The organism is Streptomyces sp. NPDC006879, from assembly GCF_042869595.1.
Taxonomy (GTDB): domain Bacteria; phylum Actinomycetota; class Actinomycetes; order Streptomycetales; family Streptomycetaceae; genus Streptomyces.
In genome coordinates this window covers 56,911-78,065 of sequence record NZ_JBIAGC010000028.1, presented here as the reverse complement: position 1 = coordinate 78,065, position 21,155 = coordinate 56,911, and the positions used below count along the sequence as shown (strand labels likewise).

Here is a 21,155-nt window from a genome sequence, read left to right as displayed (position 1 = left end):
CGGGCAGAAGCCGTCCGTGACCGACTCCTGCCCGCTACACTCCCACCCGCTCGACGTTTCCCCAGGTCAAGCCACGAAGTGCTGCTGGAGTACTAGGGCGTGTTGCGTCAGCTGCGGTGCGTCGCAAGGCGGAGGGTCGCCTTCATACCGGGTGTGATCGGGCGATTCGACAACGCGGCGAAGCGCCGTAGCCGTCGTCGCGCGCCCACCGGGTACTGCGGAACAGGCCTTAGGAGCGCTGGAGAGACTGCGGGCCCGCAAGAGGAGGCCACCGGTCACTGGGCGATCCCCCGCGTCGCCCAGTGTCGGTGGCAGGCCTACGGAACGAGCCCCTTCGGGCCCGTGGCGGGCTGCCCCGAGTATACTGGCTGGCAGCCAGTCAACGCAGGAGTTCAGCATGTCCCCGCGCAGCGCATCGGTCAATGAAGAACTGCGCAGGCGCTCGTGCGAGCGACTGCTCCAAGCGACGGTCGAACTGGTCGGCGAACGCGGCTACGAGGCGACCACCCTCGCGGACATCGCCGACCGCGCCGGCACGGCCCGGGGTCTCGTCTCCTACTACTTCCCCGGCAAACGCCAACTGCTCCAGTCCGCCGTGCACCGCCTGATGCACCGGACACTCCAAGCCGCGCTGGAGCGGGAGCCAGCCGATGCCGACGGCCGGGAAATGCTGGCGCGGGCCATCGACGCGATCCTCGGGCTGGCCCGGGACCAGCCCGTGCTCATGCGCACGCACATGGCGGGGATCTTGCAGGCACAGGGCTTCGTGCAGTGCGCCGAGCAACGACGCCTGGCCGAACTCCTGCGAGAGACGGTCGCACGCTACGGCTCCGGGGACGTGGACGCCGACTACCCGCTCCTGCGCGCCCTGCTGATGGGGGCGGTGTTCGCGATACTCCTTCCGGGCGCGGGGATGGCGGCCGAACGGCTGCGCGCGGAGCTCTTCCAGCGCTACGGACTGGACTGGGAACAGGGTGACCCCCCGCAGTGCGACCGCCCCGCGGTGATCGGCGTGCTTCCGGCTGACCCGCAAGGGGTACGACAGGCCGCCGAAGCCGACTGAGCCGGTCGGTGCGCGCGCATGGCCTTGGAGGCGAACGCGGTGCATGCTGAAAGCACCTCGCGGGCGACGAAGGGAGCCCCGCCGTGCTTCGTGTGGCAGTGGTCGGTTCAGGGCCCAGCGGGGTCTACGCGGCCCAGGCCCTCGTACAACAGGACGCCGTACCGCAGGTGCACGTCGACGTGCTCGATCGGCTGCCTTGTCCGTACGGGTTGGTGCGCTACGGGGTGGCTCCCGATCACGAGAAGATCAAGTCCCTCCAGGGCAATCTGCGCACGGTCCTGGAACACGAGCGGATCCGGTTCCTCGGACACGTGGAGGTTGCTGCCGCCGACGCGCCTCCCGGCACGGGGCTGAGCACCGCGCGACTGCTCCGGCTCTACCACGCGGTCGTCTACTGCGTGGGCGCAGCCAGGGACCGGCGCTTGGGGATCCCGGGCGAGGAACTGCCCGGGTGCCATTCGGCTACGGAGTTCGTCTCGTGGTACAGCGCGCACCCGGATAGCTCCGGGGACGCCTTCAGAGGTTCGAGCCTGCGACCGGTGCACTCCGCGATCGTCATCGGCGCGGGCAACGTGGCGGTGGACGTCACCCGCATCCTGGCCCGCGGGGCGGAGGAGCTTCGGCCCACCGACATGCCGCAACCAGCGCTTGGGGCACTGGCCGGCAGCGGTGTCCGCGCGGTCCACATGGTGGCAAGGCGAGGACCCTCACAGGGCAAGTTCACCACCAAGGAGTTGCGCGAGTTGGGCACGCTGGCGGGGGTCGACACCGTGGTGGACCCCTCGGAACTGGCGCTGGACCCGCGGTACCTGGATACGGCCGGCCTTCCAGCGGCACAGCGGCGCAACGTCGAGGTGCTGCGGGGCTGGTCCCAGTTGCCTCCCACCGGTGGCTCACGCACCATCGACCTTCGGTTCTTCCTGCGACCCGTGCAGGTGCTCGCCGGCCCAGACGGCCGAACGTCCGGCGTGCGCTTCGAGCGGACCGAGCCCGAGGGGCCCTCGGGCGTCAGGGGGACCGGGCGTTACGAGGACATCCAGGCGCAGTTGGTGTTGAGGTCGGTGGGCTATCTGGGCGTACCGCTCGCAGGCCTCCCCTTCGACCCGGCGAAGGGGACGGTGCCGCATGCGGGCGGACGGGTGCTCCGTGACGGTTCCGCCGCGCTGGGTGAGTACGTGGCCGGTTGGATCAAGCGAGGACCGACCGGCGTGATCGGCAGCAACCGTCCGTGTGCCAAGGAGACCGTCGCCTCGCTCCTGGCCGACGCTCCCGCGCTGGCCCGCCGCGAGGTGTTCGCCGGTGACCCCCTCACAGCCATCCGGGCGTTGGGGCTGCGGCCGGTGACCTGGCCGGGCTGGTTGGCGATCGAGGCAGCAGAGGCTGACCTGGGCCGCGCTCTGGGGCGGCGCTCGGTCAAGATCCCTGACTGGGCCGGACTGCTCGCGGCTGCGGGCGGTGAGTGACCGCCCGCGGCGGGGAGCCTCAGTAGGGCAGTGGGCGCCCCGACGGGGTACGCAGGTCGAGGTCGCGCGGAGCGGGCTTGGGGACGGGCTTGCGGATCAGGATCTGTCGCACTTGTGCCTCCAACGCTTGGGACTGCGGTGGTCAGACCGCGGCGGGCCGTCGGGTCTCGGCTGGCCGACGCGGGGAGACCGCGCGGCCGTCTGGGAGCAGTTCACCCGTGTCGTCGAAGAGGACCGAACCGTTGCACAGCAGGCTCCAGCCCTGTTCGGGGTGGAAGGCCACGGTGCGGGCGGCGTCGCGATCAGCACGGTCGACGGGCGGGCACGGGGGTTGGTGGATACACATGGCACACCTCCTCGCTCTGTGGTGGGCGCCCGACCACGGGCCGTGATCGCCCTCCACAAGGGTGGCGGGAAGTATTACCGATTCTGGTGGCGCGGCGGAACCCGTTTTCGGGAGCGATCTCATTCAGTGGACGTCCGATCTATGATCGACGGGTGCCCGCTATCCGGATCGTCCGCCGGTTCCCCCTCGCCCCCGAGGTCGCTTGGCCCCGCCTGACCGACTGGCCACGACATGGCGCCCACACCCCGTTGACCAGGACATTTGTCGAAACGGAGGGGGCGACGGGCCTCGGCACCCGCTTCACCGCCCGTACCGGCTTGGGCCCCTTCGCCTTCGATGACCCCATGGAGGTGGTCGGCTGGCTGCCCCCGGTGGACGGCTGCGCCGGCCGTTGCCGGCTGGTCAAGACGGGGCGGGTGATCACCGGCTGGGCGGAGATCGAGGTGTCCCCGGACGGTGCGGACGGGTGCGAGGTCAACTGGTGGGAGGAACTGCGGGTGCGGGGTGTGCCGCGGCTGTTCGACCCGGTGGTGGCCGCCTGCGCCCGGCTCGTGTTCGGCCGGACGCTGGCGGCGCTGCTGGCGCGAGCGTGAGCGGTCAGCGGATGGGCATCCCGGAGAGCGTGCGCGCGATCACCAGGCGCTGGATCTCGCTGGTCCCCTCGAAGATCGTGTAGATGGCCGCGTCCCGGTGCATGCGCTCGACCGGGTACTCGCGGGTGAATCCGTTGCCACCGAGGATCTGGACCGCTTGCGCGGTGACCTTCTTGGCCGTCTCGCTCGCGAAGAGCTTGGACATCGAACCCTCTGCGGAGGTGAAGGCCTTGCCGGTGGTGGCCATCCAGGAGGCTCGCCAGACGAGGAGCCGGGCTGCGTCGATCTGGGTGCGCATGTCGGCGAGTTGGAAGGCCACCCCCTGGTTGTCGATGATCGGCCGACCGAACTGGGTGCGCGTCTTGGCGTAGTCAAGGGCGACTTCGTAGGCGGCCCGGGCAGTGCCGACCGCCATGGCGCCCACGGCGGGGCGGGAGGCCTCGAAGGTGGCCATGGCCGCGTTCTTCACGCGCTCGCCGCCGCCCGCCCGGGCCCGCTCCCTGGCCCGGGCCAGCCGCTCGTCGAGCTTGTCCTTGCCGCCCAGCAGGCAGGAGCCGGGGACCCGTACGTCTTCCAGGACCACTTCGGCGGTGTGCGAGGCACGGATACCGTGCTTCTTGAACTTCTGCCCCTGGGAGAGTCCGGGGGTGTTCGGCGGGACGATGAAGGACGCGTGTCCCTTGGAGCCGAGGTCCGGGTCGACCACGGCGACGACGATGTGGACGTTGGCTATTCCGCCGTTGGTCGCCCAGGTCTTGGTGCCGTTGAGCACCCACTCGTCCTTGGCCTGGTCGTAGACGGCGCGGGTGCGCATGGCGCCGACATCGGATCCGGCGTCGGGCTCGGATGAACAGAAGGCGGCGACCTTCACATCGTTGGCATCACCGTACATCTGGGGAATCCAGGTGCCGACCTGCTCTTCGGTGCCGTTGGCGACGACTCCGATGGCGGCCAGTCCGGTGCCGACGATGGACAGGGCGATGCCCGCGTCACCCCAGAAGAGCTCCTCCATCGCCATCGGAATTCCCAGTCCGGTGGGGTCGAAGAACTGTTGGGCGTAGAAGTCCAAGGAGTAGATCCCGACCTTGGCCGCTTCCTGGATGACCGGCCAGGGGGTTTCCTCGCGCTCGTCCCATTCGGCGGCGGCCGGGCGGATCACATCGGCGGCGAAGCCATGGATCCAGTCGCGGACCTCCCGCTGTTCGTCGCTCAGTTCCATGGTGAATTCCGCCATGACCCCTCGGCCCTCCCAGACATTGCGTTACTTGCGGTAACTCGTCGTGCGTCAGCAGTCTGTTACCGACGAGTAAGGCATGTCAACCACTGTTGCCCGGGCGATCGATCCGGCAAGCGGAGCCGAAGGTGTTACGTTGCCGGGGCGTCAGGCAATCGCACCGGCGGGGAGAGCACCTCATGGAAACCACTGCGCAGACCGACCAACGCACCGCGGCGGAGCAACGCCGGCGCGAGCTGCTGGAGGCGGCCGACCGGGTGGTGCTCCGGGACGGCCCGCAGGCCTCCATGAACGCCATCGCGGCGGAGGCCGGCATCACCAAACCGATCCTGTACCGCCACTTCGGCGACAAGGGCGGCCTCTACCGGGCACTCGCGGCACGGCACACCGACGCCCTCCTCGACTCCCTGCGCGCAGCACTGGACGCCCCGGCACAGCGCAGGGCCCGAGTGGAGGCCACCCTCGACACCTACCTGACGGCCATCGAAACCCGGCCGCAGGTCTACCGCTTCCTGATGCACCCGGCAGAAGAGTCCCATCCCGTCGAATCCGAGCACGGCTTCGACGTCGGCAGACACTCCGCCCCCCTCCTGCGCCGCCTCGGCGAGGAGCTCGCCCGAGTCATCGCCGAACGGGTCGACGTAGGGCCTGGCAGCGAGCAGATGGCCCGGGTGTGGGGCCATGGGATCGTCGGCATGATGCATGCGGCCGGCGACTGGTGGCTGGGCGAACGCCCTTGCGACCGGGCAACGTTGGTCTGCGCACTCACCGATCTCCTGTGGGGCAGGCTGGCCACTGCGGGCGACCGCGCCGGCGGCCCGGCGTTCTGACACCGTGGCCGGCGGTCCTTGACCTGAGCGCCAGGGCGGACCGGACCGGACCCGGTCCGCCGCGCGGCTCACCCGGCGGCGCAGTTGCGCGAACGGCCGGGCACCGCACAGGGCCGGGCGCCGCCGCCTCACGCCCTCGCCGAGGGGACCGAACCGGCCCAGGGCGCGCGGGCGATGGCCCGCCGCAGACGCCGGGCGCTCAGTCCGGTGACACGGTCGGCGTACACGGCGCCCGCCAAGTGATCACACTCGTGCTGGAGGCAACGGGCGAAGAACCCCGTCGCGACGACCCTCACCGGCTCGCCCGCCGCATCCACACCTTCGACCACCGCACGGTCGTGGCGCACCGTGGGGGCTTCCAGTCCGGGCAGGGACAGGCAGCCCTCCGGACCGCGGATCTCCTCGCCGCCGACCTCCACCAGTCTCGGGTTCACGATGTGGCCGAGGTGCCGCACGTCCTCATCATCGGGGCAGTCGTAGACGAACACCTGGAGCCCGACCCCGATCTGGTTCGCGGCCAGGCCCACGCCCTGGGCCCCGTACATCGTCGCGAACATGTCCTCGATGAGACGGTCGAGCACCGGACCGAACTCGACCACCGGCTCACAGGCCGTGTGGAGCACCGGGTCGCCGAGCAGGCTCATGGTGCGGAGGAGGCCGGAACTACCGGGGATGGGGCGCTGTCGCATGGCCGTTAGCGTACGACGAGCGAGGATCTGACGGATCGGAGCGGTGCCGCGGTCCGGCCTTCGACAGTATCTCGATAGGCTGAGCCCGGACCGACGCAAGGAGGAACAGGGACGATGGCAGGCGCAGGCAACACGGAGCCGCTTACGCCGAGGGCCAAGCTGGCCGTGACGGCGGGCAAGGCCGCGGCTGCGGTCTCGCGTGCCGCAGGGCGTGGAAGTGGATCGGTGATCGGCGGCAGGGTCGCGCTCAAACTGGACCCCGATCTGCTGGGCCGACTCGCACAGCACCTGGATGTCGTCCTGGTTTCGGCGACGAACGGCAAGACCACGACGACCCGGTTGATCGCCGAGGCGCTGCGGGCCAGCGGCCCGGTGGTCTCCAACGCACTCGGCGCGAACATGCCCGCGGGCATCACCTCGGCACTCGCCGGCGGGTCGGACGCGAAGTACGGCGTCATCGAGGTCGACGAGAAGTACCTGGCCGGCGTGGCACGGGACGTGACGCCCAAGGCGATCGCCCTCCTGAACCTCTCCCGCGACCAGTTGGACCGCGCTGCGGAGACACGGATGCTGGCCGAGAAGTGGCGCGAGGGTCTGACCGGCACCAAGGCGGTCGTGATCGCCAACGCCGACGACCCCCTCATCGTCTGGGCCGCCTCCTCCTCGCAGAACGTCGTGTGGGTGGCGGCGGGCCAGGAGTGGAAGGACGACGCCTGGTCCTGCCCCTCCTGCGGTGGTGTGATGCAACGCCCCGGCGACGACTGGTTCTGCGGCGACTGCGGCTTCCGACGCCCCATCCCCACCTGGGCGCTCAAGGGAGACCACGTACTGGACCCGCACGGTTCCGCCTGGCCGATCCGGCTTCAACTGCCCGGACGGGCCAACAAGGCGAACGCGGCGACCTCGGCCGCCGTCGCCGCCGCCTTCGGCGTGCCTCCGCAGGTCGCGCTGGAGCGGATGTACCAGGTGCAGGCGGTGGCCGGACGCTATGACGTGGTCAGCTTCCAGAACCGGGAGATCCGTCTGCTGCTCGCGAAGAACCCCGCGGGCTGGCTGGAGACCTTCTCCCTGATCGACCCGCCACCCACCCCGGTGATCCTCTCGGTGAACGCCCGGGGCGCCGACGGCACGGACACCTCCTGGCTGTGGGACGTGGACTACACCCGTCTTGCCGGCCACCCGATCTTCGTGATCGGCGACCGCCGGCTCGACCTCGCCGTCCGCCTGGAAGTCGCCGGACTCGATTTCCAGGTCTGTGACACGGTGGACGAAGCCGTCCAGTTGGCGCCGCCCGGACGGATCGAACTCATCGCCAACTACACCGCATTCCAGGACGTGCGCCGCCGCGTCGGCAACTGAAACCCCCAAGGACATCAGCATGAGCGACAACAGCCTGCGTCTGGTGTGGGTCTACCCGGACCTGCTGAGCACGTACGGAGACCAGGGCAACGCCCTGGTGGTGGAGCGCCGCGCGCGCCAGCGCGGACTGGACGTGCAGCGGGTGGACGTGCGCAGCGACCAGCCGGTTCCCACGTCTGGCGACATCTACCTCATCGGCGGCGGTGAGGACCGGCCACAGCGGTTGGCCGCGGAGCGGCTGCTGCGTGACGGCGGCCTGGAGCGGGCCGTGTCCAACGGAGCCATCGTCTTCTCCGTGTGCGCCGGCTACCAGATCCTCGGCCAGGAGTTCGTCAACGACCTCGGCGACCGCCAGGAGGGCCTGGGACTACTCGACGTGGTGACGGTGCGGGGCGAGGGCGCGCGCTGCGTCGGTGACGTGCTCGGCGACATCGACCCTCGACTCGGACTGCCCCCGTTGACGGGCTTCGAGAACCACCAGGGCGTCACCCACCTGGGCCCGAGTGCCCGCCCCTTCGCCCAGGTCCGCCTCGGCCGGGGCAACGGCACCGGTGACGGAACCGAGGGCGCGTTCAACGACACGGTCTTCGGCACCTACATGCACGGGCCGGTGATGGCGCGCAACCCGCAGATCGCCGACCTGCTGCTGAAGCTGGCACTGGACGTGAACGCGCTTCCGCCGGTGGAGGACCACTGGTACGAGGCGCTGCGCCAGGAGCGGATCGCGGCGGCCACACAGCCCGCCTGAGCACTGCGCGCGACTCTGCGGCCCGCCCCGACCCGGTGTTCCGGCCGGGGCGGGCCGCATCCTGGTCGCTTCGTCCAACTGCGGGTGCCCGCTATGTGGAGCATGGTTCAACCACCCGGGCCGCCGCTTGTATGGTGGCGGGGATCCAACCGGACGACGTGGTCCGGTCCTAGGCCCACGTTCAAAGGTTTTTCGCCATGCGAATTGGTGTGCTCACTTCCGGGGGCGACTGCCCCGGCCTGAACGCCGTCATCCGTTCGGTCGTGCACCGCGCCGTTGTCGACCACGGTGACGAGGTCATCGGCTTCCACGACGGCTGGAAGGGCCTGCTGGAGTGCGACTACCGCAAGCTCGACCTCGACGCGGTCGGCGGCATCCTGGCGCGTGGCGGCACGATCCTGGGGTCATCCCGCGTTCAGCCGGCACACCTGCGTGACGGAGTGGAACGAGCACTCGGCCACGTCGCCGACCTCGGCCTGGACGCGATCATCCCGATCGGCGGCGAGGGCACTCTGAAGGCGGCGAACCTGCTCGCGCAAGGTGGGCTGCCGATCGTCGGTGTCCCGAAGACCATCGACAACGACATCGCCGTCACCGACGTCACCTTCGGCTTCGACACGGCGGTGGGCGTGGCCACCGAGGCCCTCGACCGGTTGAAGACCACCGCCGAATCCCACCAGCGGGTCCTCATCGTCGAGGTGATGGGCCGGCACACGGGCTGGATCGCCCTCCATTCGGGCATGGCCGCCGGCGCGCACGCGATCGTGGTGCCGGAGCGCCCCTTCGACATCGACGAACTCACCCGGGTGGTGGGTGCCCGCTTCGAGGCGGGCAAGCGTTTCGCGATCGTGGTGGTCGCCGAGGGCGCCAAGCCCCGCTCTGGATCAATGGAGTTCGAAGAGGGCGGCAAGGACATCTACGGCCACGAGCGCTTCGCCGGCATCGCCCGCCAGCTCTCCGTCGAGTTGGAGGAACGTCTGGGCAAGGAGGCCCGGCCGGTGATCCTCGGTCATGTCCAGCGTGGCGGCACTCCCACGGCGTACGACCGGGTGTTGGCCACCCGCTTCGGCTGGCACGCGGTGGAGGCCGCGCACCGGGGCGAGTTCGGGATGATGACGGCGCTGCGCGGCACCGACATCGTGATGGTGCCGCTGGCCACCGCGGTGGAGGAGCTCAAGACGGTTCCCGAGGATCGCTACGTCGAGGCGCAAAACGTACTGTGACAGACCTCCCTTCGTGAGTGCCGCCCCCGGCGCAGGTCAGCGCCGGGGGCGGCACTACTGTGGTGGGGCAACACAGGCCGGTACAGGAGCGGACATATGGACCACAGCGGGCACGGCATGCACATGGACCTCCCGCCGTTCACTCTCGGCCGCGGACTGGAATTCTCCGCCGAACCGTTCTTCCTGATCGGCTGCCTGGCGGCCCTCGCGCTGTACGGGTGGGGGGTGCTGCGGCTACGACAGCGCGGCGACGGCTGGCCGCTGGGGCGTACCCTCGCGTTCGTGGCCGGTGTGCTGAGCATCGCACTGGTGATGTGCACCAAGTTGAACGACTACGGCATGGTCCTCTTTAGCGTGCACATGGTGCAGCACATGATCATCAGCATGCTCTCCCCCATCCTGCTGCTGCTCGGGGCGCCGGTCACGCTGGCACTGCGTGCCCTGCCACCGGCCGCGCGCGGCCGCAAGGGCCCGCGCGAACTCCTGCTGATGCTCCTGCACAGCCGCTACATGCGGATCATCACCCACCCTGTCTTCACGATCCCGCTGTTCATCGCGAGCCTGTACGCGCTGTACTTCACTCCGATCTTCGACTACCTGATGGGCAGCAAGGCCGGGCACCTCGGGATGATGGTTCACTTCCTCGCGGTCGGCCTGGTGTTCTTCTGGCCGATCATGGGTGTGGACCCGGGCCCGCACCGCCCGGGCTACGTGATGCGGATGCTGGAACTCTTCGCCGGCATGCCCTTCCACGCCTTCTTCGGCATCGCGCTGATGATGGCCTCCGAGCCGCTGATCGGCACCTATGCCAATCCGCCGGTCTCCTTGGGCATCGACGCCCTGGACGACCAGCAGTGGGCGGGGGGCATCGCCTGGGCCTTCAGCGAGGTCCCCTCGGTGTTGGTCCTGATCGCCCTGGTCTACCAGTGGTACCGCTCCGAACAGCGCCAGGCCAAGCGCATGGACCGGGCCGCCGATCGCGACGGCGACAAGGAACTGGAGGCCTACAACGCCTACCTCGCCTCCCTCCAGGCGCGCGGGCGCTAGCGCGGGGCCGCTTCGGGCGCGACCATGGCCCTAGAGGTCGCCGCTGGGGCGCCGAAGCGCCGGACGTCGGGAGAAGGGGTGGCTCATGCCCGGTTCTACGAAGGCGATGGCCGTGATGACGATCGTCGGCCTGGTGCTGGTATCCGCCTACTCGGTGGCGCTCGGCAGTAACGGCTGGCTCTGGTTCGGCTGGGTGGTGCTGGGCGCACTGACCGCGGGCACGGCGATGTCCCGCAAGGCGGGCCCCTGACCGACGACGGGCCCTGCGGGCACTCGGCGTCCGGCTCCTTCCACGTCGCCGGGCGCCGGACTGCCGGGGCGCCCCGGGGTGTGACGGCGTGGTTACGCTGAGCCGCGAGTGCCTCTAGACTGACCGGCCGGTCCGCTCGGCCGACCCGGTGAAGGAGCGCCTCGGTTGTTCTACTACGTACTGAAGCACGTACTGCTGGGACCACTGCTGAAGCTTCTGTTCCGGCCAAGGATCGAGGGGCGGGAGCGGATCCCGGAACACGGTGCCGCGATCGTCGCGGGCAACCACCTGTCCTTCTCGGACCACTTCCTGATGCCGGCGGTCCTCAAGCGTCGCATCACCTTCCTGGCGAAGGCCGAGTACTTCACCGGGCCCGGAGTGAAGGGGAGGCTCACCGCGGCCTTCTTCCGCAGCGCCGGTCAGATCCCGGTGGACAGGTCCGGCAAGGGGGCCGGGCAGGCAGCGGTCCGTGAGGGCCTGGGGGTGTTGGCCAAGGACGAGCTGTTGGGCATCTACCCGGAGGGCACCCGCTCGCACGACGGCCGGCTGTACAAGGGCAAGGTGGGTGTGGCGGCGATGGCCCTGCGGGCCGGTGTACCGGTGATCCCCTGCGCCATGGTGGGCACGTTCGAGATCCAGCCCCCCGGCCAGGTCTGGCCCAAGATCCGAAGGGTGACGATCCGCTTCGGCGAGCCCATGGACTTCTCCCGGTTCGCCGGATTGGAGAACGAGAAGGCGGTACTACGGGCCGTCACCGACGAGATCATGTACGCGATCATGGGGCTCTCCGGGCAGGAGTACGTGGACCGCTACGCGGCCGAGGTGAAGGCCGCTGAGGCGGCGGCACGCGGCCGCAGGCCGCCCCGCTCAGCCTGCTGACGGCGGACCGCCGGCCCAATCCAACGGGAGCTCGGCCCGGGGCCGTCCACTCGCTCCGGCGCCCGATGCGCACGGCGACCGCTCGGGCAGCTTCCGGGGGCGATAGGACACGCCGGCGGGGCTCGACCACGAAGGGAAGCGCGGGAGGACGACCGGGTAGCCCTCAGGTCCCTGCGCCGTCATAGGCGCCCAGCGCCGCATCGAGCAGGACGCGCAGCTGCAGGGCGTCCGGTGCGAGGGCCGTGACCAGGACACCCGGGCCGGCGAGCGGGGTGAGGACCGCGCAGCCGTCCAGACTGCGGGCCGCCGGTGGCGCCGTCTCGAACCGGGGGTCGACGATCAACAGCTGGCCGAGGGCACGGTGCCCGCCGAGCACGGCCGGGCCGTCCCAGCCGCCGGGTGCGCCCGGCCCGCACTCCAACTCCTGGTCGAGCAGGGGACGCCCGTCCCGGTCGACGGTGAGCCGGCTCGAAAGCCGCCCCGGCTCCTCGCCGGCACGGCCGAGGACCTGCTCCTCGCGCAGAAGGAGCCGCGCCGTCCCGTCGAGGGCGATCCGGGTGTGCACCCGCAGATCACTGCCGCGGGCCGATACCACTGGCTCCGGTAGCCAGCGCAGTTCAGCGTCCGCGCCCACCTCCAGGTCCACCGTGTAGTGGGCACGCTCGCCATGCGGGCCGGGCAGGGCCAAGGTGGCGGCTGCCGAACCGAGGTGCAGGGCGGCACGGGGCCCCACGGTGGCCTCCACCGTCAACCGGTCGCCGCCCAGCGGAGCACTCATGGCGCCGACGAGGGTGACGGCAGCGACGCCCGGTCGCCCCTCTCGGGTGCGCCGCAGGGCCAACGGTCCGGCACCGGCGAGCACCGGCAGCGCGGTACCGCCCCGGGCGTCACGGACCGCCTCGATGCGGGCGGTGGCGGTGAGCCCCCTGGGCTGCGCGGGAGCCGTAGGAACGGTGCGGGGGAAGGCCGCGGTCACTGCCGCCGCCACTGCGCCACCTGGTCTCGGACCCAGTCCGCCACGGGCGCGACCCCGCCCTCCTGGGCCAGCGAGGTGAAGAGGACGGGCAGGGTGCCGCGCTGTTCGGCGGCGTCGCGAGCCATCCGATCAAGGTCTGAGCCGACGTACGGGGCGAGATCGGTCTTGTTGACGACGAGTAGGTCGGCGGTGGTCACGCCGGGCCCTCCCTTGCGGGGGATGTCATCTCCACCGGCGACGTCGATCACGAAGACCTGGGCGTCGACGAGTCCCTTGGAGAAGGTCGCGGTGAGGTTGTCCCCTCCGGATTCGACCAGGATCACGTCGATGGGTGCGAGGGAGTCCTCAAGGTCCTCCACCGCCTCCAGGTTGGCGGAGATGTCGTCCCGGATCGCCGTGTGGGGACAGGCCCCGGTCTCCACCGCCGTGATCCGCTCCGGTGGGAGCACAGCGTGGCGCAGCAGGAAGTCGGCGTCCTCGCGGGTGTAGATGTCGTTGGTGACGACCGCGAGCGAGTACTCCTCACGCAGGGCGCGGCAGAGGGCGGCCACGGTGGCTGTCTTGCCCGAACCCACCGGGCCGCCCAGGCCGATACGCAGGGCACGGGTGGTGCCGCCCTCGCGCGTCCGAGGGGCGCTGTAGGTGTGACGGCTTGGATAGCTGGTGGGATGGTCGAGATGCACGGCAGGTCCCTTCCGTGGTTCATGGGGTGGGTCAGGAGGCGAAGAGCCGCACGGGCCAGGCAGCGTGTTGTTCGGCGTCGATGTCCAGCAGCGGCGCCGAGGCGGCCGGCAGCCGGTGGGCGCCGTCCAGGTGGGCCCGTTGAGCCGCGCCGACGGCTCGGGTGACCACCTCGTCGACTTCCGCCGCGAGGTGGGCCAGGACCTGGGTGGCTTCGAAGGGATCGAGGCTCAGCAGCCGCACGGTGGCGGACGCCGGTCCACTGATGGCCTCGTAGGCGGCTGCCTGGGCGGCGTCTGCCGGGCCCAGGCCGGCGACCCCAGCCGTCACCCCGAGGACGACGCTCTGGTGGGCGCCCCGGGGCCGTTCCTCGGCCAGTCGGTCGAGCGTGGGGTGCGGCCAGACGGTCCGCGCCGCCCGCATGAGCTGACGGCCCAGCTTGCGGGAGGTGGCCCGTAGCGCCGGGGCCGGGGTTCGGGCATCGGCGGCCTCGTCCCACGGCAGTGGGTCTGCCGCCGTGCTCGCCGCGGCGGCGAGGGCGGCTGCCACCAGGCCGGTGGTGTGCAGTCGTCCTCGGCAGAACTCCTCCAGGGTGGCCGCGTCGTGGACCCGGCCGGCCCTGACGGCTGCCTCGGCCCCACCGGAGTGGGCATGGCCGCCGGCGGGGAACCGCCCGTCAGCCAGGAGGAGCAGCGCTGTACGGCTCATCAGAAGAGGAAGTACCGCTGCGACATGGGCAGTTCAGCGGCGGGAGCGGGCTCGACCGCTTCACCGTCGATGGTGACGGTGAAGGTGTCGGCGTCCACTTCCACACGCGGCAGCGCATCGTTGCACCGCATGTCCGCCTTGGTCACAGCGCGTGTGCTGTCGATGGCCAGGAACTGCTTTCCCAGGCCGAGGCGTTCGGGGAGCCCGTCGGCCAGAGCCGCCGGTGCGGCGAAGTTCAGCGAGTTCTGCTGAGGGGCTCGACCGTGAGCGCCGAACATCGCTCGGGGCAGGACGGGTTGCGGGGTGGGAATGGACGCGTTGGCATCCCCCATCTGGGCGAAGGCGATCTGGCCGCCCTTGATGACCAACTGCGGTTTGACTCCGAAGAAGGCCGGCTCCCACAGAACCAGGTCGGCGAGCTTGTCGGGCTCCACCGAACCGATCTCACGTGCCACACCTTGGGCGACGGCCGGGTTGATGGTGTACTTCGCCACGTACCGCCGGGCTCGCAGGTTGTCGGCGCGTCCGTCCCCGGCAAGGGCACCGCGGCGCTGCTTCATCACGTGCGCGGTCTGCCAGGTCCGCAGGATGACTTCGCCGATCCTTCCCATCGCCTGGGAGTCGGAGGAGATGATCGAAATGGCCCCGAGGTCGTGGAGTACGTCCTCGGCGGCAATGGTGCTCGGTCGAATCCTGGACTCCGCGAAGGCCAGGTCCTCCGGCACGGCGGGATTGAGGTGGTGGCACACCATGAGCATGTCCAGGTGTTCCTCAACCGTGTTGACCGTGTGGGGCCGGGTCGGGTTGGTCGAGCTGGGCAGTACGTGCGGCTGGCTGACGACGGTGATGATGTCGGGAGCATGCCCGCCTCCAGCCCCCTCGGTGTGGTAGGCGTGCACGGTGCGTCCGGCGATAGCGGCGAGGGTGTCCTTGACGAATCCCGCCTCGTTCAAGGTGTCGGTGTGAAGGGCCAGTTGTGCACCACTCTCCTCGCATACCCCAAGGCAGGCGTCGATGGCCGCCGGTGTCGCTCCCCAGTCCTCGTGAATCTTGAAGCCCATTGCGCCGCCGCGCAGTTGGGAGTGCATGGCCTCACGGGACGTGGTGTTCCCCTTGCCCAACAGGCCGATGTTGACGGGCATCGAGTCCAGGGCCGCGAACATGCGCGCGAGGTGCCAGGGTCCGGGCGTGATCGTGGTGGCCTTACTCCCTTCGGCCGGCCCCGTGCCGCCGCCGATCATCGTGGTGATTCCGGAGGCCAATGCCTCTTCGACGAGGGTCGGCGAGATGAAGTGGACGTGCGCGTCGATGGCCCCTGCGGTGAGGATCTTCCCGTTGCCCGAGATGATCTCGGTCTCCGGACCGATCACCAGCGCCGGATGGACCCCGTCCATGGTGTCCGGGTTGCCCGCCTTGCCCAGTGCAGTGATCCTTCCCTCCCGGATGCCCACGTCCGCCTTGATCACGCCCCAGTGGTCGAGCACCACCGCTCCGGTGATCACGGTGTCCGGTGCACCCTCGGCGCGGGTCGTACGGGCCTGGCCCATCGACTCGCGGATCACCTTGCCGCCGCCGAAGACCGCTTCGTCGCCGGCCCGTCCCGGCCCCCCGCAGCGGTCCTCCTCCACCTCGATCAACAGCGAGGTGTCCGCCAGCCTGATGCGATCGCCCCGGGTGGGTCCGAACAGGTCCGCGTAGGCCTCCCGGGTCAGCTCAGACATCGAGGGCCCCCTTCGTCTGACCCCGCAGACCCGGGACCACCCGTAGTCCAGCCAGCGGAACGAGTTCCACCTGCACCGGGATGCCGGGTTCGAAGCGCACGGCGGTGCCCGCTGCGATGTGCAGCCGCAACCCGCGGGCGGCGGCGCGGTCGAAGGACAGGCCGGGATTGGCTTCAGCGAAGTGGTAATGCGATCCGACCTGCACGGGGCGGTCGGCCGTGTTGAGCACGGTCTGACGGGTGACAGTACGCCCCTCGTTGAGAAGCACCGGCCCGTCGCCGTGGAGGGTTTCGCCGGGGATCACGCGCGGGTGGTCCTTTCAGAGGATCGGATCGTGGACGGTGACCAACTTGGTGCCGTCCGGAAAGGTCGCTTCGACCTGTACTTCCCGCACCATCTCCGGGATCCCGTCCATCACGTCCTCGCGTGCGAGCACCCTGCGCCCCGAGGCCATCAGTTCGGCGACGGTACGACCGTCACGCGCCCCTTCGAGTAGGTGGGAGGTGATCAACGCCACGGCCTCGGGGTGGTTCAGCAGGACTCCACGCGCCTTGCGCTTCTCCGCCACGTCCGCGGCCACATGGATCAGCAACCGCTCCTGTTCGTGCGGGGTCAAGTGCACAGGTACCCCCTCGCTCCGTGTTCCGACGACACCATCGGCTTCGCACGGTAGGACTCCTGGTTTTCCATCGCGTTAACTCAGGTTTCAGCTGGTGTACCGGTATAGAGCATCGGTCGGACCCCCGACCTTCGTCGACGAAACCCCCACCCCGCGGTCACCGGCCAAGTACGCACCACGCACCGGACGCACCCTTTCGCACGAGGGGGGTGTGGTGAGCCGCGCCCGCCCCGCCAGCCGCGCCCGCCACGATGTCGCGCGGGGACGCCCCGTCCGGGCGAGGCGCGGCAGTGCCACGACGGGCGGCTCGTATACGGCGCGCGCCCCGGGTCGGCCCAGGGGCCGTCCCCCGCACGGAGTAGCCCCCCGGCAGACGGCTCCCCGGGGGACCTTCCCCGGGCGGCCCTGACCTGCACGATCACCAACGCCACGCCGAGCCGCGCGGGAGTTGAGGAGGATGATAAATGCCCGATTATGCTCCGACTTGCGGCAATTGGCAGGTCAGGAACCCTGAGTCGAGGACAACTCACCCGACGTCCCGAAAGGTTGCCCATGTACAAGGAACAGCGTCTTAAACAGGCCCCGTCCGCGCCCTCCCGATTCAGCATCACCGCCGCCCTCACACTGGCCCTGATCGCGGCGGGAACGATCGCACCGGACTTGTCCGGACGGGCCGAGGCCGCGACGGCCCACGCTTCGAGGGCACTTCGCATCGCAGCCTCGAAAAAGGGCTCCCCCTACGAATGGGGAGCGGCGGGACCCGACCGCTTCGACTGCTCCGGGCTCACCCTCTTCTCGTACCGAAAGGCCGGCAAGCCCCTGCCCCGGACGGCCGCCTCGCAGTACCACCGGACCCGGCGCGTCTCCGAATCACACCGCAAAGAAGGGGACTTGGTCTTCTTCCATTCTCGCGGGAACATCTATCACGTGGGGATATACGCCGGCGGGGGCAGGATCTGGCACTCCCCCAAATCGGGTTCCGTTGTGAGACTGGAGCCGATCTGGTCGTCGAACGTGTACTACGGTCGGGTGCATTGACCATCACCCCCGTTCGAGGAGTCCCGTGCCCTTCACGAACCCCGTCCGGCATATCACCTTCGATGCCCTGGACCCTTACACCATCGCCGAGTTCTGGGCCGGCGCCACCGGCTACGTGCTGAAGGACAGCGACCCTGGCGACGAGGAGGTCCTCATCGACCCGAGACAACAGGGTGTGCCAGCGATGTTGTTCATCCGGGTGCCGGACATCAAGAAGGTCAAGAACCGCGTCCACCTGGACATTCAGCCGTCCGCCGGCACACGCGACGAGGAAGTCGACCGACTCCTTGGCCTCGGAGCCACTGTCGTCGACGACCAGCGCCGGGGAGACGGCTCCGGTTGGGTGGTGCTCGCCGATCCCGAGGGCAACGAGTTCTGCGTGGAACGCAGTGCTTCAGAGCGGGACTTGGACCTCGCCGGCCCGGATGCCCAAAGCTCGTCCGCATAGCTGGCGCAATGCGATCGCCAGGGGGTCGCGGGCAGTCCAGGTGGCCGACTCCGCGCAACCTCGACACCACCGGAGGGGGAACGAGCGGACCCGGCGGCCTGGCCCCGCCGGGTCCGGGCGAGGCGCCCTCAGGGGCACCGCCGGTCCGCCGTGTCGCGCTCGGGGGACGTCGCGGCGTGCCAGGGAAGGGCCACCGAGACAGTCTTCCCACCGCCTTCGACCGGGCTGACCGACAACCTCCCACCGGACTCCGCCGTGAGCCAGCGGATGATCACCATTCCTCGCCCGTTGTCCTGTTGGACTGCGGCCGGGAGTCGTCTGGGCCAACGCGGGTGACTGTCCGTGACGCCGATGCGCAGCCATTCCTCCCGCTCCAACGCGAGCACGACCGTGAAGGTGGGCGATTGGCCGAAGGTGTGCTGTACGGCGTTGGTGGCGAGTTCGGAGACGATCAGGCGTACCGTGTCCGCGGCACCGTCACCATCGGGCAGGCCCCATTCGCTGAGCGCCTCGGCGACGTACCGACGGGCAACTGCAACCGAGGCTGGATCGCTCGGCAGAGTGACGGATACTTCCTGGTGGTCTGCCATGGCGACGTTTCCTTTTCCACCAGGGCCGGGCGGATCGCTCGGCGCGCTGACCTCACACGCGGCCCCGGTTCTGTGCTGTCGCGCCAGAGTGCCACCCCGCGAGCCGCCGCGGCTGCTGTTCCACCAAGATCTGCATATATCTGTCCCCCGATGCGGTGAACTCTGCTACGGAAGAGCGTATTTGGGTGGCGGTCCGGCGCACGTGCGCCGAGGTGAGGAGGCGTCCATGCGCTACGGTCCCGCGGTCCGGCGGCGCAAGCTCGGCGAGGAGCTCCGTACACTACGCGATCGCGCCGGACTCACCAGCGGTGAGGCCGCGCTGCTGGCAGGTTGGCACCAGTCGAAGATCAGCCGGATTGAGACCGGGCGTAGTGGCGTGAAACCAACTGACGTGCGACTGCTGCTCGACGCCTATGGGGTGGGTGGCGGCCCGGAGCGAGCCTTGCTGGAAGCGCTCGCTGGATCGGCTGACGACAGCGGTCGTAGCCGGCAGTGGTGGCATGAGTACCGAGGGCTACTGCCGGAGGAGTACCGCGACTTCATCAGTTTGGAGGCGCAGGCCCGCTCGGCGCGGACGGTGGAGCTCGCGGTGGTGCCCGGCCTGCTACAGACCCCCGCCTATGCAAGGGCGGTGACCCGGGCCGCACTTGGCGGCCTACCGGATCCGAAGGTCGAGGCACTGGTCGAGGTGCGACTGGCCAGGCAGTCGGTACTCCGCAGCGACCCCCCGATCCGGCTCAGCGCCGTGCTGGACGAAGCAGTGCTCCGACGCCAGGTCGGTGGCCCCGAGGTGATGGCGGAACAGCTGCGATTCCTCGGCGAAGTAGGGCAGTTGACGCACGTGCGGATCCAGGTCCTGCCATTCAGCGTGGGGGGCCATCTCGGCCTCACCGGGCCTTTCGTAATTTTCTCATTTCCGAGCATGGCCGATCTGGACGTGGTGGTTCTCGACCATTTGACGAGTAGCCTCTACTTGGAGCGAAAGGAAGACCTGGAGGCCTACGTGGCCGCGTTCGAGACGATCCAGGAGCATGCCCTTTCGCCCCAGGGCTCCCGCGACCTCATCCACCAGATCGCCGAAGGCTCTTAAGGAGGCACCATGCCCCCCTTTGCTTCCCTGCCCCCGCCGGACCCGGAGCGCGGCACCCGCCCCGTGCCGAGCCAGTCCCCATGGCTGCGCAGCAGCCGTAGTACCGGGATGAACAACTGCGTGGAGGCGGCGTTCCTCTCAGATGGCCGGACCGCCGCGCGCGACTCCAAACGCCCGGCGGACCAACCCCTGTTCTTCACCGCTCCCAGTTGGACCCGTTTCCTGGCACACCTCAGACGCGCGGATGTGCGATCCCTGGGCTGACCCCCTCCTCAGTCCAGGGAGTTGGCTCCGGCCGGAGCGGTCCGGATGAGGGTGGCGAGCGCCCGCTCGATCTCGCGTTCCGTGAGGTCTGCCCGCGCCGTCAGTCGGATCCGCGAGACGCCGTCGGGAACCGACGGCGGCCGGAAGCATCCGACCCAGAGGTCAGCCTCACGGCAGTCCGCGGCCCATCGCAGTGCCGTCGCCGCCGAAGGGGCCTGCACCGACACCACCGCCGCATCCGGCCTGGCCGCGGTCAGCCCGGCACCGGTGAGCCCCCCGTGCAACTCCCGCGCCACCTCCCGCGCCCTCGTGGCCCTGTGCGGTTCGCGACGCAGCAACGTCAGGGCCGCGAGGGCGGCACCGGCCGCGGCGGGAGCCAGCCCCGTGTCAAAGATGAACGTGCGCGCGGTGTTGACCAGGTGGTCGATGACCCGGGCCGGGCCGAGGACGGCGCCGCCCTGGCTGCCGAGCGATTTGGACAGGGTGACAGTGGCCACCACGTCCGGGGCACCGGCCAACCCGGCCGCGTGCAGGGCACCCCGGCCTCCCTCGCCGAGCACTCCCAGTCCGTGTGCGTCGTCGACCAGCAGCGCGGCGCCCTCTTCTCGACACGCCTGCGCATGGGCGTGCAGCGGCGCCGCGTCACCGTCCACCGAGAAGACCGAGTCGGTGACCAAGACGGCCGGCGCACGCCCCGGACGGGCGCCCAGCGTCTTGCGAACCGCCTCCGGGTCCGCGTGCGGTACGACCGTGGTCTCGGCTCGGGAGAGTCGGCAGCCGTCGACGATCGAGGCGTGGTTGCCCGCATCGGAGACGAGGAGGCCCCCGCGCACGCTGAGCGCGGTGACCGCTGCGAGGTTGGCGGCATATCCGGAGGAAAACACCAGGGCGGACTCAAAGCCGCAGAACGCCGCCAGCTCTCGCTCGAGTTCGGCATGAAGTTCGGTGGAGCCTGTGACCAGCCTGGAACCGGTGGCTCCGGCTCCCCAACGACCCGCCGCGTCCGCCGCGGCAGCCGTGACCTCCGGGTGCCGGGTCAGCCCCAGGTAGTCGTTGCTCGCCAGATCCAGGCTGCCCCCAGCAACCGGCCGTGGACTCAGCTTCCTGACCAGACCTGCACGGATGCGCTCGCGCGCACCGTCCTCGATCCAGGCGAACACGTCCTCGCGCGCACCGTGCACTACGACCGGGGGCACGTCCTGGGGCATGGCGGATTCCTCGCGTTTGTTGGTTGCCCACAGACCCTAACGGCCCCGGATCACCGACCCGGTGTGGCGATGCACACACGCCGACGGC

General features: G+C 69.8%; 25 protein-coding genes. 14 read left to right on the top strand and 11 right to left on the bottom strand.

What is annotated here, in order from left to right; translation table 11 throughout:
- Positions 1–397 precede the first annotated feature (397 nt).
- Both ACFYMC_RS20515 and ACFYMC_RS20510 read left to right on the top strand, forming a co-directional pair.
- Entirely contained in the window at positions 398–1,063 is a 666-nt protein-coding gene (locus ACFYMC_RS20515) for a TetR/AcrR family transcriptional regulator (RefSeq protein WP_388527127.1), read from the top strand.
- A gap of 83 nt (positions 1,064–1,146) precedes the next feature.
- Positions 1,147–2,526, top strand: a complete 1,380-nt coding sequence (locus ACFYMC_RS20510) for an FAD-dependent oxidoreductase (RefSeq protein WP_388527124.1) — start codon at positions 1,147–1,149, stop codon at positions 2,524–2,526.
- A gap of 142 nt (positions 2,527–2,668) precedes the next feature.
- Here ACFYMC_RS20510 and ACFYMC_RS20505 read toward each other — a convergent pair whose 3' ends face one another.
- On the bottom strand, positions 2,669–2,872 hold the full coding sequence (locus ACFYMC_RS20505; RefSeq protein WP_388527121.1) for a DUF5999 family protein: 204 nt from the start codon (positions 2,870–2,872) through the stop codon (positions 2,669–2,671).
- A gap of 152 nt (positions 2,873–3,024) precedes the next feature.
- On the opposite strand from ACFYMC_RS20505, the gene ACFYMC_RS20500 reads away from it, so the two are divergent.
- Entirely contained in the window at positions 3,025–3,465 is a 441-nt protein-coding gene (locus ACFYMC_RS20500; protein WP_388527118.1) for an SRPBCC family protein, read from the top strand.
- 4 nt (positions 3,466–3,469) lie between these two features.
- On the opposite strand, the gene ACFYMC_RS20495 is transcribed toward ACFYMC_RS20500, so the two are convergent.
- Positions 3,470–4,699: an acyl-CoA dehydrogenase family protein gene (locus tag ACFYMC_RS20495; RefSeq protein WP_388527115.1), complete on the bottom strand. Its 1,230-nt coding sequence runs from the start codon at positions 4,697–4,699 to the stop codon at positions 3,470–3,472.
- Positions 4,700–4,878: 179 nt separating this feature from the next.
- Between ACFYMC_RS20495 and ACFYMC_RS20490 the strand changes: the two genes are divergently transcribed.
- On the top strand, positions 4,879–5,529 hold the full coding sequence (locus tag ACFYMC_RS20490; RefSeq protein WP_388527113.1) for a TetR family transcriptional regulator: 651 nt from the start codon (positions 4,879–4,881) through the stop codon (positions 5,527–5,529).
- A 128-nt stretch (positions 5,530–5,657) separates the two neighbouring features.
- Here the strand turns inward: ACFYMC_RS20490 and def are convergent, their stop codons facing one another.
- Entirely contained in the window at positions 5,658–6,218 is a 561-nt protein-coding gene (def, locus tag ACFYMC_RS20485; RefSeq protein WP_388527110.1) for a peptide deformylase, read from the bottom strand.
- A gap of 114 nt (positions 6,219–6,332) precedes the next feature.
- Here def and ACFYMC_RS20480 point away from each other — a divergent pair, with 114 nt between their 5' ends.
- From ACFYMC_RS20480 to ACFYMC_RS20455, 6 genes are all read left to right on the top strand, one after another.
- Entirely contained in the window at positions 6,333–7,577 is a 1,245-nt protein-coding gene (locus ACFYMC_RS20480) for a MurT ligase domain-containing protein (RefSeq protein ID WP_388527108.1), read from the top strand.
- 19 nt (positions 7,578–7,596) lie between these two features.
- The gene (locus ACFYMC_RS20475; protein WP_388527105.1) at positions 7,597–8,325 is read left to right on the top strand and encodes a type 1 glutamine amidotransferase; all 729 of its coding nucleotides are present in this window, start codon (positions 7,597–7,599) and stop codon (positions 8,323–8,325) included.
- 197 nt (positions 8,326–8,522) lie between these two features.
- Positions 8,523–9,548, top strand: coding sequence for a 6-phosphofructokinase (locus ACFYMC_RS20470; RefSeq protein ID WP_388527103.1), 1,026 nt, complete (start codon positions 8,523–8,525; stop codon positions 9,546–9,548).
- Positions 9,549–9,644: 96 nt separating this feature from the next.
- On the top strand, positions 9,645–10,595 hold the full coding sequence (locus ACFYMC_RS20465; protein WP_388527100.1) for a cytochrome c oxidase assembly protein: 951 nt from the start codon (positions 9,645–9,647) through the stop codon (positions 10,593–10,595).
- 85 nt (positions 10,596–10,680) lie between these two features.
- Positions 10,681–10,845 carry a hypothetical protein gene (locus ACFYMC_RS20460; RefSeq protein ID WP_388527097.1) on the top strand — a complete coding sequence of 55 codons (165 nt, stop codon included), beginning with the start codon at positions 10,681–10,683 and terminating at the stop codon, positions 10,843–10,845.
- Between the two features lie 165 nt (positions 10,846–11,010).
- A complete protein-coding gene (locus ACFYMC_RS20455; protein WP_388527094.1) occupies positions 11,011–11,724 on the top strand; it encodes a lysophospholipid acyltransferase family protein in 714 nt (237 codons plus the stop codon).
- Positions 11,725–11,887: 163 nt separating this feature from the next.
- Here the strand turns inward: ACFYMC_RS20455 and ACFYMC_RS20450 are convergent, their stop codons facing one another.
- Genes ACFYMC_RS20450 through ACFYMC_RS20425 form a run of 6 tightly spaced genes read right to left on the bottom strand, consistent with a single transcriptional unit; the run spans position 11,888 to position 16,432 of the window.
- On the bottom strand, positions 11,888–12,700 hold the full coding sequence (locus ACFYMC_RS20450) for an urease accessory protein UreD (RefSeq protein ID WP_388527139.1): 813 nt from the start codon (positions 12,698–12,700) through the stop codon (positions 11,888–11,890).
- Positions 12,697–13,383, bottom strand: coding sequence for an urease accessory protein UreG (gene ureG / locus ACFYMC_RS20445; RefSeq protein ID WP_388527092.1), 687 nt, complete (start codon positions 13,381–13,383; stop codon positions 12,697–12,699). Before ureG ends, ACFYMC_RS20450 begins: the two co-directional genes overlap by 4 nt.
- Positions 13,384–13,414: 31 nt before the next feature.
- Positions 13,415–14,089: an urease accessory protein UreF gene (locus ACFYMC_RS20440; RefSeq protein ID WP_388527089.1), complete on the bottom strand. Its 675-nt coding sequence runs from the start codon at positions 14,087–14,089 to the stop codon at positions 13,415–13,417.
- Entirely contained in the window at positions 14,089–15,810 is a 1,722-nt protein-coding gene (locus ACFYMC_RS20435) for an urease subunit alpha (protein WP_388527086.1), read from the bottom strand. The genes ACFYMC_RS20440 and ACFYMC_RS20435 overlap by 1 nt, the downstream gene beginning before the upstream one ends.
- Complete coding sequence (locus tag ACFYMC_RS20430; protein ID WP_388527083.1) at positions 15,803–16,114, bottom strand: urease subunit beta; 312 nt, start codon at positions 16,112–16,114, stop codon at positions 15,803–15,805. The genes ACFYMC_RS20435 and ACFYMC_RS20430 overlap by 8 nt, the downstream gene beginning before the upstream one ends.
- Positions 16,115–16,129: 15 nt before the next feature.
- Positions 16,130–16,432, bottom strand: coding sequence for an urease subunit gamma (locus ACFYMC_RS20425; protein WP_388527080.1), 303 nt, complete (start codon positions 16,430–16,432; stop codon positions 16,130–16,132).
- A gap of 549 nt (positions 16,433–16,981) precedes the next feature.
- Between ACFYMC_RS20425 and ACFYMC_RS20420 the strand changes: the two genes are divergently transcribed.
- Together ACFYMC_RS20420 and ACFYMC_RS20415 are read left to right on the top strand one after the other, a co-directional pair.
- Positions 16,982–17,467, top strand: a complete 486-nt coding sequence (locus ACFYMC_RS20420; protein ID WP_388527077.1) for a C40 family peptidase — start codon at positions 16,982–16,984, stop codon at positions 17,465–17,467.
- Positions 17,468–17,492: 25 nt separating this feature from the next.
- Positions 17,493–17,915 (top strand): VOC family protein, encoded by a 423-nt coding sequence (locus ACFYMC_RS20415; RefSeq protein WP_388527074.1) that lies wholly within the window; start codon positions 17,493–17,495, stop codon positions 17,913–17,915.
- A gap of 128 nt (positions 17,916–18,043) precedes the next feature.
- Here ACFYMC_RS20415 and ACFYMC_RS20410 read toward each other — a convergent pair whose 3' ends face one another.
- Complete coding sequence (locus ACFYMC_RS20410) at positions 18,044–18,505, bottom strand: ATP-binding protein (protein WP_388527071.1); 462 nt, start codon at positions 18,503–18,505, stop codon at positions 18,044–18,046.
- Positions 18,506–18,731: 226 nt separating this feature from the next.
- Here ACFYMC_RS20410 and ACFYMC_RS20405 point away from each other — a divergent pair, with 226 nt between their 5' ends.
- Both ACFYMC_RS20405 and ACFYMC_RS20400 read left to right on the top strand, forming a co-directional pair.
- Positions 18,732–19,595, top strand: coding sequence for a helix-turn-helix domain-containing protein (locus tag ACFYMC_RS20405; RefSeq protein WP_388527068.1), 864 nt, complete (start codon positions 18,732–18,734; stop codon positions 19,593–19,595).
- Positions 19,596–19,604: 9 nt separating this feature from the next.
- The gene (locus ACFYMC_RS20400) at positions 19,605–19,859 is read left to right on the top strand and encodes a DUF397 domain-containing protein (protein WP_388527066.1); all 255 of its coding nucleotides are present in this window, start codon (positions 19,605–19,607) and stop codon (positions 19,857–19,859) included.
- A gap of 8 nt (positions 19,860–19,867) precedes the next feature.
- Here ACFYMC_RS20400 and ACFYMC_RS20395 read toward each other — a convergent pair whose 3' ends face one another.
- Positions 19,868–21,067 (bottom strand): 8-amino-7-oxononanoate synthase, encoded by a 1,200-nt coding sequence (locus ACFYMC_RS20395; RefSeq protein ID WP_388527063.1) that lies wholly within the window; start codon positions 21,065–21,067, stop codon positions 19,868–19,870.
- Positions 21,068–21,155: the final 88 nt, after the last annotated feature.

Excerpts from the sequence above, each read along its gene's own strand:
- ACFYMC_RS20420 (WP_388527077.1), top strand. The coding sequence starts at position 16,982 with ATGTACAAGGAACAGCGTCTTAAACAGGCCCCGTCCGCGCCCTCCCGA.
- ACFYMC_RS20400 (WP_388527066.1), top strand. The coding sequence starts at position 19,605 with ATGCCCCCCTTTGCTTCCCTGCCCCCGCCGGACCCGGAGCGCGGCACC.
- ACFYMC_RS20505 (WP_388527121.1), bottom strand. The coding sequence starts at position 2,872 with ATGTGTATCCACCAACCCCCGTGCCCGCCCGTCGACCGTGCTGATCGC.
- ACFYMC_RS20410 (WP_388527071.1), bottom strand. The coding sequence starts at position 18,505 with ATGGCAGACCACCAGGAAGTATCCGTCACTCTGCCGAGCGATCCAGCC.
- ACFYMC_RS20440 (WP_388527089.1), bottom strand. The coding sequence starts at position 14,089 with ATGAGCCGTACAGCGCTGCTCCTCCTGGCTGACGGGCGGTTCCCCGCC.
- ACFYMC_RS20480 (WP_388527108.1), top strand. The coding sequence starts at position 6,333 with ATGGCAGGCGCAGGCAACACGGAGCCGCTTACGCCGAGGGCCAAGCTG.
- ACFYMC_RS20515 (WP_388527127.1), top strand. The coding sequence starts at position 398 with ATGTCCCCGCGCAGCGCATCGGTCAATGAAGAACTGCGCAGGCGCTCG.
- ACFYMC_RS20495 (WP_388527115.1), bottom strand. The coding sequence starts at position 4,699 with ATGGCGGAATTCACCATGGAACTGAGCGACGAACAGCGGGAGGTCCGC.
- ACFYMC_RS20435 (WP_388527086.1), bottom strand. The coding sequence starts at position 15,810 with ATGTCTGAGCTGACCCGGGAGGCCTACGCGGACCTGTTCGGACCCACC.
- ACFYMC_RS20460 (WP_388527097.1), top strand. The coding sequence starts at position 10,681 with ATGCCCGGTTCTACGAAGGCGATGGCCGTGATGACGATCGTCGGCCTG.
- ACFYMC_RS20490 (WP_388527113.1), top strand. The coding sequence starts at position 4,879 with ATGGAAACCACTGCGCAGACCGACCAACGCACCGCGGCGGAGCAACGC.
- ACFYMC_RS20405 (WP_388527068.1), top strand. The coding sequence starts at position 18,732 with ATGCGCTACGGTCCCGCGGTCCGGCGGCGCAAGCTCGGCGAGGAGCTC.
- ACFYMC_RS20465 (WP_388527100.1), top strand. The coding sequence starts at position 9,645 with ATGGACCACAGCGGGCACGGCATGCACATGGACCTCCCGCCGTTCACT.
- ACFYMC_RS20395 (WP_388527063.1), bottom strand. The coding sequence starts at position 21,067 with ATGCCCCAGGACGTGCCCCCGGTCGTAGTGCACGGTGCGCGCGAGGAC.
- ACFYMC_RS20475 (WP_388527105.1), top strand. The coding sequence starts at position 7,597 with ATGAGCGACAACAGCCTGCGTCTGGTGTGGGTCTACCCGGACCTGCTG.
- def (WP_388527110.1), bottom strand. The coding sequence starts at position 6,218 with ATGCGACAGCGCCCCATCCCCGGTAGTTCCGGCCTCCTCCGCACCATG.
- ACFYMC_RS20470 (WP_388527103.1), top strand. The coding sequence starts at position 8,523 with ATGCGAATTGGTGTGCTCACTTCCGGGGGCGACTGCCCCGGCCTGAAC.